Source organism: Candidatus Thiothrix phosphatis, assembly GCF_035668035.1.
GTDB classification, from domain to species: Bacteria; Pseudomonadota; Gammaproteobacteria; order Thiotrichales; family Thiotrichaceae; genus Thiothrix; species Thiothrix phosphatis.
Genome location: NZ_JAYMYJ010000047.1, coordinates 2,995 through 18,056, shown reverse-complemented (window position 1 = coordinate 18,056; position 15,062 = coordinate 2,995). Strand labels below are relative to the sequence as shown.

Here is a 15,062-nt window from a genome sequence, read left to right as displayed (position 1 = left end):
TTAACTATCAGCCAGTTCCAGAACTTCAATGCCGTCAGCCACATAACGCCAGCGCAGATCGAAATCATACAAACGCATGGCGTATACCCTGCCATTCTCACGCCCTTGTTGGTAGGACGGGCGCGGATCCTGCCGCAAAACCTGTTCGACCAATTGGCGCACATCCGTGTTCCATTGCGCCTGCTTCCGCCTGCATTGCTCACTGGCCAAGATGGAAAAACGCACAGCCAACGGCATGGAGGGCGCTTCCTGTGCAAAGCCCGCACAGGCATCAGGAATGGCGTCAGCATACGGAAGATAAGGCTTAATATCCAGCACCGGCGTGCCATCCAACAGGTCTGCGCCGCCGAGTTCGAGGAAGGTGCAGCCACCTTGCGTCCGGACGCCACGCAACTCAGCCACGGTCAGGCCAATCGGGTTGGGGCGGAAAGTGGAGCGGGTGGCGAACACCCCCATCCGGGCATTGCCGCCCAGACGCGGCGGGCGCACGGTCGGCTTCCAACCCTGCCGTTGGGTGGCGTGGAACACGAAGATGATCCAGATGTGGGAAAAGCCTTCCAGACCACGCACGGTTTCCGGCTGGTTGCAAGGCGGCAGCAACGTGAGAATGGCGCGGGCGGCTTTAACCAGACCAGGCTGGCGGGGAATGCCGAATTTTTCTTTGTAAGGGGAAGAGACCACGCCGATGGGGGTGAGGGCGACGCTTCCACCAGCTCCAGACGGAAAAGATGGCGAACCATCCAAATTCATGTTAGCTCCATTTCCATGCCAGACCGAAGCAATGCCCCAACTGTTTCAAACCTTGTCTGGCCCAATATGCGCACATTCCCGCAACCCTTCACCCGCCAGCGCAAACGCCTGCCCAAACCCCATCACAAAGCGGCCTGATTGCGGTTTCAGCCGGAACATCATGAAATCCCCCAGCCCACGCAGCACATTGACCACATTGCCAAAGCGCGCTTCCATCGCATCCAATATGAGCGGGAAAACCGCATCTTCCCGCGCCACAATCTCCGCCCCGCAACGGTAGCTTGCACGGGTGCGGGCAAAAATCTGCCGTGCATCCTGCTCATCCGCAATCACCAGCACCGCGACCTGCGGATGCCCCAGGATTTCCTGCGTGTGGCTGGAAAGCTTGCTGACAAAAATGTAGAAATTCCCTTCCGCATCCGTCACGAATGGCGCATAGCTGATCGACGGTTCACCTTCTGCGTTGAGCGTCGCCAATTGCAGGGTTTTTGCCTCAACCAGTAGTTGCCCCAGTGTCTCCTGCGGGTTCTTGCTCATGACATCTTTCCTCAAATCGAGCCATCATACAGCCCATCAGTTCAGTTTGCGTTAGGTTTGTAGGTGGGAGCATGATTGAATATTAGGATGCAACTTTCCATGCATTCATGACTCAATAAATGATAACAATAGACCCGTAGGAGTAATGCAGGCATGAAAGCATTCTTTGCTTCATTTGCAGGACAAATCTTTAGTGTTTTAGTGGTTCTCGCCATTGTCTCTGCCTGTACTTTGGATACTAGGAAAGCTGAATTGGGCGCATCTCTTGCGGGCACAAACTGGAATTTAAAATCGTTGGACAGCCAGTCAGTCAATACCGCCTACCTGCCAACCATCAGTTTCGAAACAAGCCGCATCACTGGATATGGTGGCTGCAACCGCTACTTTGGCAATTATACCAGCAGCAATGACGGCGTATTCAGCACACACCAAATTGGAGCCACCAAAATGGCTTGCAATAACGAACGTGACCGGTTGGAACAACGCTATCTGGAACAACTCAGCAAGGCAAGTTTATATGCAATTACGCGTGAACAATTGCATATACTGGACAACAACCGCAAAATACTAATGGTGTTCACCGCCGCCAAACCGGCCACCACCAACAGCAAATAATCAACACATTTTCTCATCCACACACAACGACGCCCGCATCTGCGGGCGTCGTTGTATTTGAAAAGCAAGCGCCCCTTTCAGACCGCCGCCATCAACCTCTCATATTTCAACTGCAATTGCTCTTTTGATTCCACATGATCTGGGTCATGCGGAATACATTCTACCGGACACACTTCCACGCACTGTGGTTTATCATAGTGGCCGACGCATTCAGTGCAACGGGCAGGGTCAATCACATAGATTTCATCCCCCGGCGAAATGGCGTTATTCGGACATTCTGGCTCACATACATCACAGTTAATGCACTCGTCGTTAATCATCAATGCCATAAAAATATTCCTCTCGAATTTCTGTTTCAGGCGATCTTATCAATCCAAGTGGCAAGATAACATTAACCAGTATCAAAATAGCAATATTTAGGGATCTGTTAGGCCAGACCACGCTCCTGGCGAATTTGGACAATTTTCTGTTTCAATGCATCCAGCACATGTGGCGCGACAAAGCGTGAAACGTCCCCGTTAAGAATGGCCACTTCCTTCACCAATGTGGAAGAAATAAAGGAAAAACTCTCACCGGGCATCAAAAAAACCGACTCCACCTCCGGCGCAAGGCTGCGGTTCATACTCGCCAACTGAAATTCAAACTCAAAATCGGAAACTGCCCGCATCCCACGAACCAACACCCGCGCATTCTGCTCACGCGCAAAATCCACCAACAATCCCTCGAATCCCCTGACACTTACACATCCCGTCAAGTTCATTTCCTCCAGCTCACGCCGGATCATGGCCACCCGCTCCTCCAATGCGAACAGGGGCTTCTTTTTCGGGTTGGAAGCAACCCCCACCACCACATGCGCGCACAGCTTGCTGGCACGCCTGATTAGGTCAAGATGCCCCTTGGTGACAGGATCGAATGTTCCAGGGTAGACAGCGGTAATTTCCATAAACACAGGCCACGCTAAATTGACGGTTGAACACTTAGGGAAAACCCTAAGTACCACGTTGTAGCACCATATTGTGCATCGCACAATATGTTTTTGCCGAACTGCACCAATCAGCCGCTACGCTGTGGCAACCACTGCACCAGAACGAATAAAAAACTGGCTGCAACAACAATACTGGGGCCAGTAGGCGTGTCCAGTTGCAAGGAAATCACCATCCCTAACATCAAAGCCAACACACCCAAAACGATCGCCAGCAACGCCATCCGCTCAGGGGTACGGGCGAAACGCCGCGCTGTTGCAGCTGGAATAATCAACAAAGCCGTCAACAACAGAACACCCACCACTTTCATCGCCACCGTCACCATCAACGCAATCAGCAACATATAGCTGGCGCTTACCTGCCACACCTTGACACCCTCCACCTGCGCCAGTTCGGCATGGACGCTCAACGCCAGCAAAGGCCGCCACACCCGAGCCATCACCGCCATCAGCAATAGCGCCAATCCCCAGGTCAAAGCGACATCAAACCATGTCACAGCCAGAATATCACCAAACAGATAAGCCATGAGATCAACCCTGATATTGGGCAGGAAAGTCAGGGCCACTGTGCCCAGCGCCAACGCGCTGTGCCCGATAATGCCCAGCAACGTATCGCTGCCCAGCGCAGGATTGTGTTGCACATATAACATTAGCAACGCCACCATCACGCAAATCAACATTACCCACAGATTCAAGTTCGTTCCCGTCATCAGCCCCAACGCCACCCCCAGCAATGCGGAATGCGACAAAGTGTCGCCAAAATAGGCCATCCGCCGCCACAGCAAGAACACGCCCAGCCAACCGCTCATAAGCACCACCGCAAGACCCGCCAATAATGCCCGCCAGATAAAATCATCCATGGGTTTGCCCCTTTGTGTCGGACAATGGCACGATGCAGCCATGCATATCGTGTTGGTGATCGTGATGATGGGTGTAAACCGCCAATCCGGCGGTGCGCAAATCCCCAAACAAACGTAAATATTCGGGATGGCGTGACACAGCCTCCGGCCGCCCTGAGCAACAGATGTGTTGGTTCAGGCACAGCACCTGATCTGCTGCCGCCATGACCAAATGCAGGTCGTGCGACACCATCAGCACGCCGTAGCCATGTTCCTGTTTCAAACGGTTAATAAGCTGGTAAAGCTCGCTCAGGCCAGTGACATCCACCCCCTGCCCCGGCTCATCCAGCACCAGCAACTGCGGTTCATGAAGCAGCGCACGCGCCAACAGCACACGCTGCAACTCGCCACCGGAAAGGGACTGGACAGGTTGCTCCAGCAGGCCTTCCACACCCGTCCCGACAGCACATTGACGCACAGCGGCGCTATCATGTCGGCGCAATTTCAAGCCAATAAAACGCTCAACTGTCAACGGCAACAAATGGTCAAGATGAAATTTTTGCGGCACATACCCCACCCTCAATCCAGGCATCCGCCATACCGTGCCGGAATCGGGTTTCTGCAAACCCAGCAAGACTTTCAAAATCGTGGACTTGCCTGCCCCGTTGGGGCCGATCAGGGTGAGAATGCTTTGTGGGTACACTTCAAGGCTGACATCGTGCAGAATCACCCGTTGCCTAAACCGCAACCCAACATTTTCCAGTTTTGCCAATAATGGGGTAGACATGCTCCGCCAGTATGTATGAGTAAAAAAATGTCCCGTATCTTAACGATTTTCCTATTATTATGCTTACCTGTTTTGCAATCCTGCCAGCAGCAACCGGCAGCCAAACCCCTAGTCATCAGCACCATCAAACCCATTCAGGCGCTGGTTTATGCCATTGCGGGCGGTGATGGCGGCCCATTGGAAATTCACCAGCTCCTACCCGATGGCGCCTCTCCCCACCATTTCGCCCTCAGGCCATCGGACATGCGCAGCCTGGGAAATGCCCGGGTCATTTTCCGCATCGGCAGCGGGCTGGAAACATTCCTCGACAAACCACTGGCCAATCTGCCAGCGACAACGCAAGTCATCGATTTGAGTCAAGCGAATGGCGTCAACCACCTCTATTCCCGCTCAACGCACACGGACAGAGCTGATCCAACGGACACCGAACAACACACTGGGCACAACGAAGACCTGCACATATGGTTAAATCCGCAAAACGCCATCGCCATGAGCCGCGAAATTGACAGTGCGTTAAGCGCCATCGACCCCGCGCATGCGGCACAGTACCATACAAATACGCAACAACTCATCCAGCAAATTGCAGCAACCGATGCCCGTATCCGCCAGCAACTCGCGCCTTTCAGCCATAGGCCTTACCTGAGTTTCCATGACGCATGGCAACATTTCGACAGCCACTATGGCCTGAGTTTTGCTGGAGCAGTAACCCTGGACGCATCCCGCTTGCCGGGCGCACGCCATGTATTGGACATCCGCAAAATCATTGAAAAAAAACAAGCAACTTGCCTGTTTCAGGAGCCGCAGTTTTCACCTGCGCTGGTCAAAACACTGGTGGAGGGAACTGGGATAAAGCTTGGCGAACTGGATCCATTGGGCATGCAATTGCCACTGAATGGCGGCACTTACATCACATTGTTGCAAACTGCCGCTGATGCTTTCCAGAAATGCCTGGAAAATGGGACTCAATGAATTTCCAAATCCAGCAGTTGGGCAGATTCACGGCGGCTTTCACGCAGAACCCCACCAACGTATTCATAACGCTGGACATCTCCCACATCTTTAGGTTGCGCCTGGTAAATACTGACACGAAATGCACAACCGCCGCGTAACATCACAATATTCCGATCATTCATTTTTAATTGCACATTAGCGCCACGCACCGTATGCACCATGTCATCGGCATAGACCGGATCACCCCGTTTGAGTATGCGGGATTCACCCTCCGGATTTTTTGCCGTCACCTTGCCCCGCTTGGAAAGTACGACTCCAGCGTCCCTGCGAACTGCTGTTATTGTTGGTGCTGGCATAAAACTTCCTGGCCTCCTCGAATTGGCACGTATTACTCAACATTTCTAAAACATAGACAAGCCTACATGCCACATGTTCGGTAACCCCATCAGAAAAGCATAGAATGCAAAAAAAATCCGCCAGACGGTAATGGCGGATTTTTCACAACAAAAATAACAGGGAAAATTGACTGATTAATTTATCCACTCACGGTAGCGTGGTTTCCCCCCGCAACAAGTCCTCCAAAGTTTCCCGTTGCCGGATGACATGCATGGCCTCGCCGTCCACCATGATCTCCACTGCGCGGGGCCGGGTATTGTAGTTGGACGACATGGTGAAGCCATATGCGCCGGATGAGCGCACCGCCAGCAAATCCCCCGGCTGGACATTAAGGTCACGCCCCTTGCCGAGAAAATCACCCGTCTCGCAAATCGGCCCGACAACATCGTAAGTTTCGGTTTTGCCCTCAGCCCGCGGCGTAACTGGGATAATTTCCTGCCAAGCGCCATAGAGGGCGGGTCGGATCAGGTCGTTCATGGCGGCGTCCACCACTGCGAAATTCTTGTGTTCCGCCATTTTCAGGAATTCGACCTCCGTCACCAGGATTCCGGCATTGGCGGCGATCGCCCTGCCCGGTTCGACGAAAATTTCATACTGGCGCAAGCGTCCATCCGTGAATAGCTGGCCCATATACTCCGCCGGACTTGGCGCAACCTGGCCATTTTGGTAACGCACCCCCAAGCCGCCGCCGACATCCAGGTGACGCACTTCGATGCCATGCCCGGCCAGACGCTCCGCTAACGCCAGCACCCGCTGCAATGCATCCATGAACGGCGACAGCGTGAGCAATTGCGAACCGATATGGCAGTCAATCCCCACAACCCGCAGATTCGGCATACGGGCGGCTTGCAGGTAGACAGCTTCCGCCCGGCCAATTTCAATGCCGAACTTGTTCTCCTTCAACCCGGTGGAAATATAGGGGTGCGTTTGCGCATCCACATCCGGGTTCACCCGCAGCGAAACCGGTGCCACCTTACCCATTTCTGCTGCGATGGCGTTGATGCGGCCAAGCTCGGCTTCTGATTCCACATTGAAACAGTGGATGCCCACTTCTAGTGCCCGACGAATTTCCGCCGCCTTCTTGCCAACGCCGGAAAACACCACCTTATCGGGGTCGCCGCCCGCCCTAAGCACACGCTCCAGCTCCCCGCCCGAAACGATGTCAAAACCGGAGCCCAGCCGCGCGAACAGGTTAAGGATGGCGATATTGGAATTGGCCTTCACCGCATAGCAGACCAAATGCGGTTGCGCGCCGAAAGCGTCATTGAAAGCACGCCAGTGGCGCTCCAGCGTAGCGCGGGAATAGATGTAGCACGGCGTGCCATGTGCGCGGGCAATATCGGCGACCGCCACATCTTCAGCAAACAACTGCCCGTTACGGTATTCAAAATGATCCATGGATTACTTAGCCTGTTCCTGTTTTGCTTTTGCGTCATTGGGCAAGTACAACGGCCCTTTGTTGCCGCAGCCCGCCAGTAAGGCCAAAATGATGGCCAACCCCAGCCAGTGTTTCATTTGACAAACCTCATCGACAAATCGACTGCACGGATATGTTTGGTGATGCTGCCAATGGACACAAAATCCACCCCGGTTTCAGCAATTGCCGTCACGGTTTCGGGGCTGACGCCACCCGAAGCCTCCAGCGGGATTTTCCCACCAATCACACGCACTGCTTCGCGCATTGCCGCCAGATCATAATCATCCAGCATGATAATGTCAGCCTGCGCGGCGGCGGCTTCCGCCAGCTCCTGTAGGTTTTCGGTTTCAACCTCAACCCGGATATTGGGATGCAGCTTACGCGCCTGTTGGATGGCGGCGGTAATCGAGCCTGCTGCCATGATGTGGTTTTCCTTGATCAGGACACGGTCATACAGGCCAATGCGATGGTTGGTTCCGCCACCGCACAGCACAGCGTATTTCTGTGCCGTGCGCAATCCAGGCAAAGTTTTGCGGGTATCCAGTATCCGGCACTGGGTATGTGCCACCAGATCGACATAACGGCAGGTCGCCGTCGCCGTCGCCGACAAGGTTTGCAGGAAATTCAGCGCAGTACGTTCACCGCTGAGGATAGAGCGCGCACTGCCGCGCAAGCTGCATAACAATGCGTCAGTCTGCACCCTGCCACTATCCTGACAACGCCACTCCACTGTCACTGCCGGATCAAGCTGCCGGAACACTTCGTCAAACCATGCAGTTCCGCAAATGACAGCCTCTTCACGGCAGAAAACATTGGCGACCGCCTGTCGCCCCATTGGAATCAGCCCCGCCGTCACATCGCCCGAACCGAGGTCTTCCGCCAGTGCGCGTGCGACCGTTTCCTGTAAATCGTTTGGTAAAATCATCCCTACCTCAAATAAAAATGGGAGGCGCTCAAGCCTCCCATCACTCTGCCCCTGACTCCCGCCAGTTTCTTCAGAGACGGGTAATCCCCATCATCTTCAGGATAGACTTTTCATAGAATGGCTCGGAGCTGCCTTTCTTCATCTTGCGGATGAAGTATTTCTCGAATGCAATCTTGGCCATATGCACCCACTTGCCTTTCTTGAACCAAGCGACGTTGCGGGGCGGAATCTGTGGCAGCGCCACAAAGGCCGCGCCAGTATCGCCCATGTCCGCCAAACAAATGGCGTTCCAAGTGCCAGTGGTGTGCGGTTCCTTACCCGCCAGTTCATCAGCAATGTTATGCACCAATGACGTCACCATGGACTCGATCATATAGCCGGTCTTGGGTGCGCCAGTTGGGACCGGAGTGGCTTCAACCGGCGGAATGGCGATACAAACACCAGCAGAATAGATATTCTTATATTTCGGGCTGCGATGCAGTTCATCAACAATGACGAAGCCTCGCGGATTGCACAGGCCTTCGACTGCCGCAACCGCATCAACACCTTTGAATGCTGGCAGCATCATAGCGAAATCAAAGGCAATTTCATGCTCTTTTTCCACTTCGCCCTTACCATTCAGCTCGGTGACGAACATCTTGCCTTCTTCGACCTTGGTGGTCTTGGCATTGACTACCCAATTAATGTGGTGATTGCGCAGTTCAGACTCCAGCATGCCTTTGGAATCACCTACACCACCCAAACCCAAGTGGCCAATGTAAGGTTCGGAAGAAACATAGGTCATTTTGAACTTGTTGCGCACGTTGCGCTTGCGCAGGTCGGCGTCAACAATAAAGGCGAACTCGTAAGCGGGGCCGAAACAGCTGGCGAATGGCATCGCACCTACAACGATGTGGCCGGAACCTTTTTCCAGCATTTTTTGATAATCGCCATAAGCCTTTTCCGCATGGGTCACGTCACAAACCGAGTGGGTGTGGCCACCATTCGGGCCTGCACCTTCCACTTCCTGGAAAAACAGCTTCGGCCCAGTTGCGATCACCAAATAATCGTAATTGACGGTTTGCCCATTATCCAGATGCAGGGCATTGCCTGCCGCATCAATCTTGTCGCAACGTGCGGTGATGAAGTTGATGCCTTTCTTGCCCAAGTATTTTTCAATCGGGAAAGTGATGTCGGCGCGGGTGCGCCAACCTACCGCAACCCAGGGGTTTGAAGGCACAAACTGGAAATAATCACGTTCATTGATAACGGTGACTTCGTGTGCTTTACCAAGCATCTCTTTCATCTCATAGGCAGCGGGCATTCCTCCTGTCCCGGCTCCCAGAATAACGACATGGGCCATTAGCGCGAACTCCTAACTATTGATTGACGTGGGATACTTTTTATCAGATAAACATTTGGCAGCATTCTCCCTCAGCACTTGGAATCACACCACAAATCAGGCGCAGGGTCAATGTAATCCTTGTGTTTTCAATAAATTAGATTATGCTAATATACAAGAAAAAAGATATACTTCCTTCCCCTATCAACAGCCATCACGCATTACATACGCTATGACCCAAACCAAAACCTATCTTGTCGGTGGCGCGATCCGTGACCTGCTTATGGGGGTGCCGGTAAAAGACCGCGATTGGGTGGTCACCGGAGCCACCCCTGCTGATTTATTAGCCCAAGGGTTCAAGCCGGTAGGCAATGACTTCCCGGTTTTCCTACACCCTCAGACCGGGGAGGAATACGCCCTGGCCCGCACCGAGCGCAAGACGGCCAAAGGCTATCATGGGTTCCAGTTCCACACCGCTCCAGATGTGACCCTGGAGGAGGATCTTGCCCGCCGCGACCTGACCATCAATGCCATGGCGCAGGATGACAATGGCAATATCATCGACCCGTATGGCGGACAAGCGGACTTGCAAATGCATTTGCTGCGGCATGTTTCCCCCGCATTCAGCGAAGACCCGGTGCGCATCCTGCGGGTCGCCCGGTTTGCCGCCCGCTTCGCCCCCATGGGGTTTCAGGTGGCCGGGGAAACACAACAACTGATGCGTTCTATGGTGGCCGCTGGTGAGGTAGATGCGCTGACACCCGAACGGGTCTGGCAGGAAACCGTGCGCGCACTGTCAGAGCCAAACCCGGAACAGTTTTTCCTGGTGCTGCGCGAATGTGGCGCACTGCAAGTGCTGTTCCCAGAAATTAACCGCCTGTTTGGCGTGCCACAACCGGCACAACACCACCCGGAAATTGATTGCGGCGCGCACACATTGTTAGTGTTGCAGCAAGCCGTCAAACTGAGCGCTGATCCGGAGGTACGTTTCGCAGCACTCACCCACGACCTTGGCAAAGGCCTGACGCCAGCCGACATCCTGCCCAGCCACCACGGGCATGAACTTGTCAGCCGCCGCCTGACGACAGAATTGTGCGAACGCTTGCGAGTCCCCAACCGCTTTCGTGAACTGGCTGAACATGTGGCGGCCTATCACGGTCATATCCATAAGGCCGGACAATTACGCCCGCAGACCATCCTGAAAGTGTTGGAGGCGACAGACGCCTTCCGTAAACCAGCACGGTTTGCACAACTGTTGTTGGCTTGTGAAGCGGATGCGCGTGGGCGGGCTGGCTTCGAAGACCGGCCTTATCCACAGGCAGGCATATTCCGGCAAGCATTGGCCGCCAGTCAGGAAGTTGATGTCAGGGAAATCACCTTGCAAGGCTTTCAAGGCGCACAAATCAAGGATGAAATTCACCGCCGCCGGGTGGACATGATCAAGGACACATTAGGGAATCTTGATATTGGCGGTGAGTAGCCGCATATTGAGACAATAGAACATCGTTATAGACAGACTTGAGGAATCGTCACGATGGAAGAAAAAACAGCCTCCTTCGGAATTGGCCAGTTGATCCATCACCGCCTGTTTAATTACCGGGGCGTCATCTTTGACGTGGACCCTGATTTCCAGGGGACGGAAGAATGGTTTGAGAAAAATGTCGAAGCAGGCAACCCCAGCAAAGAAGAGCCGTGGTACCACGTCCTGATTGACCAGGACGGGCGGGTAGCCTATGTGGCCGAGCGCAATCTGGAGGCGGACGCTTCCACCGAGCCTGTAGAGCATCCGTTACTGGAAAACTTTTTCACCGGATTCAACGGCGACCACTATAAAACACGGCAAACCCTGAACTGATGGCATGGGGCTGGCTCACCCATTCTGAATATCTGGCAGCGCTGGTGGTTGGGTTGTTGGGCGGAGTCCATTGCCTGGGCATGTGCGGCGGCATTGTCAGCGCCCTGACGTTCAGCTTGCCCGCCACACAACGCCACCCCCCATCCAATCTGTTGCCAATGCTGCTGGCGTACAATACTGGCCGTATCAGCGGCTATATGTTGGCCGGAGCCTTGGCTGGCGGGTTGGGCGCCACCTTTCTGTCCATCGGCGGCCTTGAAAGCATCAGCCAGTTCCTGCGGGCCTTTGCTGCACTGTTCATGATTGCGCTGGGTTTATATCTGGCCGGAATCTGGCAGGGTGTGGCCAAAGTGGAAAATGCCGGACGGGTGCTGTGGCGGCGCATTGAACCGCTGGGACGGCGTTTCATGCCGGTGGATTCCCCCGCCAAAGCACTGCCGCTTGGCTTTATCTGGGGCTGGCTGCCGTGCGGCCTGGTTTACAGCATGCTGATCTGGGCGCTATCGGCGGGCAGCATCACCAAAGGCGTCCTGCTGATGCTCTCCTTCGGGCTGGGGACATTGCCCAACCTGCTGTTGATGGGCGTGGCGGCGGCAAAGCTGGCGCAATTCACCCGCGACCCCAAGGTTAGACGGACTGCCGGATTGTTGGTCACCCTATTGGGGCTATTGTTGCTATGGAAGGCGTTTGCCAGCTAGCCCCTAATCACTGACCAGCAACTTGGCCAACCACAACCGCATGCGCAACCCCCATCCAGACGTCAGGCCAACTTCCCGAAAACGGATCATCCCTTCCGCATCCAGCACATAACTGGCCGGTACGCCATGAATGCCATATTCCGCTGCCAGCGAACCATCCGTATCAACAATGGTTACCCAATCCGTCAGTTTTTTACGCTCCAGATAACGCTGCACCTCATCTTTCCCCCCTGATTGGAAAGCGATCGTAATGACTTTCCAATCCTTGTTGATGCTGGTGATGCTATCCTGCTCCAGCTCGCACATCGGGCACCAACTGGCCCAAAAATGTAACAGGACAGGTTTGCCACGGTAGTTGTCAAGGTGAACACTTGAACCATTGAGGGCCGTGTACTCAAAATCAGGGGCTTCGCCTTCCAGCATGCCCCTGTGCTGCCAGGCACGCAGCCCGAAAATAATGACAAGAATAATGCTGATGTCGAGCAACCACCGTAGCCAGCGGCGCTTTTTAGACTGTGGCCCATCCCCCAAAATGCGAGTCTTCATCTTCGTCCGTTGTTGTTTGTCAGAGGCCGCCATTGTAGCACAGCACCTCCATCGGATTTCCAGACGCCCACAAGCGCAAGAATTAAACATCATTCCCGACGGCAACCCTTACCTTTCGCATCCCACTCATCCGCTTTTGTTGAACAGCCATCAAAATTTATTAATGATGCGAGGGAAACTTTTAGAGTGTCACCTCTCTCCCTGCCCATACCAGGGAACAAGTTACCGTACAAAATGAATAACAAATATGATAAATGAGGATTTCTTCAATGAAGGATTCAGATTTCCTGCGGCCTGTCATAGCGCCCACCGTCAAGCTTTCTAACCTAGCGTTATGCATCCGCCTGGCTCTTGGGGTAACAATAGCAAGCTGTGCGCTTACCTCGACAGCTTTTGCGGAAGGCACCAAGCAATGGTCCCCCAACTCAACAGACGGTTCTGCGCTGGGAGTCGGGGAAACCGGCAGCAGCGTCTCTGCCACCTATCCATTTGCCGGATATGACCAGCCTGCCGACAACCGCCTTTACATCCACATAGCCGACCCCAGCAATGAAAAGCTGCACATCGGCTTGTCTGATCTGGTCAGGGGAACTGGCACTGACGCCAATGTGCCCTACTATTTCCGCATCAAAGCCCCCGATGGGACTGTGGTGTTTGGCCCCTATCTCGTCGGCACAGGCGGCACAGCCCCCAACCTGACCTCATACGCGGCAGCGGCGGCAGGCCCCAGCAACATTACCGCAGGCGGCTATTCAACTTCAGGGATTTGGACATTTGACCCAGCCACCGCAGGCAAGGGCGCGGGCGACTACTACATTGAATTTGACCTGAACAACAGCACCGCCAGCGTCGGCAGCTTCAGCTACACAGAAAGCGGCTACAACTATACTGACAGCGTGATCAACATCAAATGGTTCGACCTTACCGTCGCCACCAAGGCCGCCACGCCCACCGCCATCAATGGCCGTATCTGGTCAAAAAACTGGGCAGTCCGCGCCAATGACCCGGCCACTTATCAGGCATCCCCCTTTGCCAAAGCCTTCAATGGCTCCATGTATGCCTATGACGCCAAAAACTATGTCACCAAAATTGACTTCCAGAACTCCGGGCTGCGCCCATTACAAGGCCAATTTTCATTTAACGATACTGGCACAGCTTCTACAGGGGTCAAGGCAACCGACCGCAAGTCGGTCATGAACGCCAACCAAACAACACCTTCACATAAAATTTTCCTGAACCCACCTGACACCAATGTGTACCCCTTGGGGGTTGAGGGCGTTCCCCAAAACTTGCCGTTAAAAGTGGACAGCACCGCCAATACCGCCGTCCAGGTAGACGTCACCCAGCCGGGGGCAGTGGATATTGTGCTGGACATCAATAATGATGGCACCTATACCGCTGGCCTAGACCGCCGCCTATACGCCAATGTAAACGCTGGCGTTAACCAAGTCCCTTGGGATGGCAAAAACGGGGCAGGCGCAACAGTGCCGAAAAGCCAGTATCCGATTACCGCCCTGTTGACCTATACCCAAGGTGAAACGCACTTCACCGCTTACGACGTGGAAGGGCTGGATAACGGCTTCAAGGTTTATACCCAGACAGCTGGCGGAACGGTTGGCCCCAACCTGCAATTCTGGGACGACAGCAATATCACCCAGCCCTCCGGTGTTACGCCGACCGTCCTGACCAACACCGACACTGGCGCAATTACCCGCCAGACATGGAACTATCTGACAGCCGACCAGTTAGGCGGTTACGGCAACGGCAACACGATCAATACGTGGTGGTATGCATTCCGCAATTACCAGTCAACGCTGATTGTGATGAACAATGCACCGCCAACCGCCACCAACGACAGTGCCAACACCGCTGAGGACACTGTCCTCAATGGCTCCACCGTACTGGCCAATGACAGTGACACCGATGGCGACACACTGACTGTCAGCACCACCCCAGTGACAGCCCCAACCCATGGAACCCTCGTGCTAAAGGCCGATGGAACTTACACTTATACACCGAGCGCAAACTTCAACGGGACAGACAGCTTCACCTATTCCGTCAGCGACGGCAATGGCGGCACGGCCACCGCCACAGTCACGGTCACAGTCACCCCAGTCAACGACGCGCCGGTCGCCAACGATGACGCCGCCAGCACGCCGGAAAACACCCCGCTGAATGGCACAACCTTACTGGCCAATGACGCCGACCTGGACGGCGACACGCTGACCGTCAACACCACCCCAGTGACGGCCCCGACCCACGGAACCCTGGTCTTGAACGCCAACGGAACCTATACCTATACACCGAACACCAGTTTCAACGGGACGGACAGCTTCACCTACGCCGTCAGCGATGGCAAAGGCGGCTCTGACACCGCCACCGTCACCGTCACCATCACCCCGGTCAATGATGCGCCGGTCGCCAACAACGATTCCGCCACCGT

General features: G+C 54.4%; 18 protein-coding genes. 6 read left to right on the top strand and 12 right to left on the bottom strand.

The genetic code is table 11. The features are described 5' to 3' along the window. Positions 1-750: a tRNA (N6-threonylcarbamoyladenosine(37)-N6)-methyltransferase TrmO gene (gene tsaA, locus VSS37_RS06130; RefSeq protein WP_324693910.1), complete on the bottom strand. Its 750-nt coding sequence runs from the start codon at positions 748-750 to the stop codon at positions 1-3. 45 nt (positions 751-795) lie between these two features. Continuing rightward, positions 796-1,287: a HugZ family pyridoxamine 5'-phosphate oxidase gene (locus VSS37_RS06125; protein WP_324693909.1), complete on the bottom strand. Its 492-nt coding sequence runs from the start codon at positions 1,285-1,287 to the stop codon at positions 796-798. Positions 1,288-1,440: 153 nt separating this feature from the next. Here VSS37_RS06125 and VSS37_RS06120 point away from each other — a divergent pair, with 153 nt between their 5' ends. Continuing rightward, positions 1,441-1,902 (top strand): META domain-containing protein, encoded by a 462-nt coding sequence (locus tag VSS37_RS06120; RefSeq protein WP_324693908.1) that lies wholly within the window; start codon positions 1,441-1,443, stop codon positions 1,900-1,902. Positions 1,903-1,979: 77 nt separating this feature from the next. Here the strand turns inward: VSS37_RS06120 and VSS37_RS06115 are convergent, their stop codons facing one another. From VSS37_RS06115 to znuC, 4 genes are all read right to left on the bottom strand, one after another. After that, complete coding sequence (locus VSS37_RS06115) at positions 1,980-2,231, bottom strand: YfhL family 4Fe-4S dicluster ferredoxin (RefSeq protein WP_324693907.1); 252 nt, start codon at positions 2,229-2,231, stop codon at positions 1,980-1,982. 98 nt (positions 2,232-2,329) lie between these two features. Next, the gene (gene coaD / locus VSS37_RS06110) at positions 2,330-2,845 is read right to left on the bottom strand and encodes a pantetheine-phosphate adenylyltransferase (RefSeq protein WP_324693906.1); all 516 of its coding nucleotides are present in this window, start codon (positions 2,843-2,845) and stop codon (positions 2,330-2,332) included. A gap of 110 nt (positions 2,846-2,955) precedes the next feature. Next, positions 2,956-3,744, bottom strand: coding sequence for an iron chelate uptake ABC transporter family permease subunit (locus tag VSS37_RS06105; RefSeq protein ID WP_324693905.1), 789 nt, complete (start codon positions 3,742-3,744; stop codon positions 2,956-2,958). Next, complete coding sequence (gene znuC, locus VSS37_RS06100; RefSeq protein ID WP_324693904.1) at positions 3,737-4,510, bottom strand: zinc ABC transporter ATP-binding protein ZnuC; 774 nt, start codon at positions 4,508-4,510, stop codon at positions 3,737-3,739. The genes VSS37_RS06105 and znuC overlap by 8 nt, the downstream gene beginning before the upstream one ends. 27 nt (positions 4,511-4,537) lie before the next feature. Between znuC and VSS37_RS06095 the strand changes: the two genes are divergently transcribed. Continuing rightward, complete coding sequence (locus VSS37_RS06095; protein WP_324693903.1) at positions 4,538-5,479, top strand: zinc ABC transporter substrate-binding protein; 942 nt, start codon at positions 4,538-4,540, stop codon at positions 5,477-5,479. On the opposite strand, the gene VSS37_RS06090 is transcribed toward VSS37_RS06095, so the two are convergent. The 5 genes from VSS37_RS06090 to VSS37_RS06070 form a co-directional block, all read right to left on the bottom strand. Then, entirely contained in the window at positions 5,473-5,817 is a 345-nt protein-coding gene (locus VSS37_RS06090; protein WP_324693902.1) for a FecR family protein, read from the bottom strand. The genes VSS37_RS06095 and VSS37_RS06090 overlap by 7 nt on opposite strands. Positions 5,818-6,004: 187 nt before the next feature. Next, a complete protein-coding gene (gene lysA, locus VSS37_RS06085; protein ID WP_324693901.1) occupies positions 6,005-7,255 on the bottom strand; it encodes a diaminopimelate decarboxylase in 1,251 nt (416 codons plus the stop codon). A 3-nt stretch (positions 7,256-7,258) separates the two neighbouring features. Further along, positions 7,259-7,372: an LPS translocon maturation chaperone LptM gene (lptM, locus tag VSS37_RS06080; RefSeq protein WP_324693900.1), complete on the bottom strand. Its 114-nt coding sequence runs from the start codon at positions 7,370-7,372 to the stop codon at positions 7,259-7,261. Further along, the gene (gene nadC, locus VSS37_RS06075) at positions 7,369-8,199 is read right to left on the bottom strand and encodes a carboxylating nicotinate-nucleotide diphosphorylase (protein WP_324693899.1); all 831 of its coding nucleotides are present in this window, start codon (positions 8,197-8,199) and stop codon (positions 7,369-7,371) included. Before nadC ends, lptM begins: the two co-directional genes overlap by 4 nt. 70 nt (positions 8,200-8,269) lie before the next feature. Beyond that, positions 8,270-9,541, bottom strand: a complete 1,272-nt coding sequence (locus tag VSS37_RS06070; RefSeq protein WP_324693897.1) for an NAD(P)/FAD-dependent oxidoreductase — start codon at positions 9,539-9,541, stop codon at positions 8,270-8,272. A gap of 211 nt (positions 9,542-9,752) precedes the next feature. Between VSS37_RS06070 and VSS37_RS06065 the strand changes: the two genes are divergently transcribed. The 3 genes from VSS37_RS06065 to VSS37_RS06055 are packed head-to-tail and all read left to right on the top strand — an operon-like array spanning position 9,753 to position 12,073. Beyond that, entirely contained in the window at positions 9,753-11,000 is a 1,248-nt protein-coding gene (locus VSS37_RS06065) for a multifunctional CCA addition/repair protein (RefSeq protein WP_324693895.1), read from the top strand. Positions 11,001-11,054: 54 nt separating this feature from the next. Beyond that, positions 11,055-11,375 carry a heat shock protein HspQ gene (gene hspQ, locus VSS37_RS06060; RefSeq protein WP_324693893.1) on the top strand — a complete coding sequence of 107 codons (321 nt, stop codon included), beginning with the start codon at positions 11,055-11,057 and terminating at the stop codon, positions 11,373-11,375. Next, positions 11,375-12,073 carry a sulfite exporter TauE/SafE family protein gene (locus tag VSS37_RS06055; protein WP_324693891.1) on the top strand — a complete coding sequence of 233 codons (699 nt, stop codon included), beginning with the start codon at positions 11,375-11,377 and terminating at the stop codon, positions 12,071-12,073. Before hspQ ends, VSS37_RS06055 begins: the two co-directional genes overlap by 1 nt. 3 nt (positions 12,074-12,076) lie before the next feature. Here the strand turns inward: VSS37_RS06055 and VSS37_RS06050 are convergent, their stop codons facing one another. Then, on the bottom strand, positions 12,077-12,652 hold the full coding sequence (locus VSS37_RS06050; RefSeq protein ID WP_324693890.1) for a protein disulfide oxidoreductase: 576 nt from the start codon (positions 12,650-12,652) through the stop codon (positions 12,077-12,079). Positions 12,653-12,888: 236 nt separating this feature from the next. Here VSS37_RS06050 and VSS37_RS06045 point away from each other — a divergent pair. Further along, positions 12,889-15,062, top strand: a 2,174-nt coding sequence (locus VSS37_RS06045; protein ID WP_324693888.1) for a tandem-95 repeat protein, incomplete at its 3' end; no start/stop codon positions are given.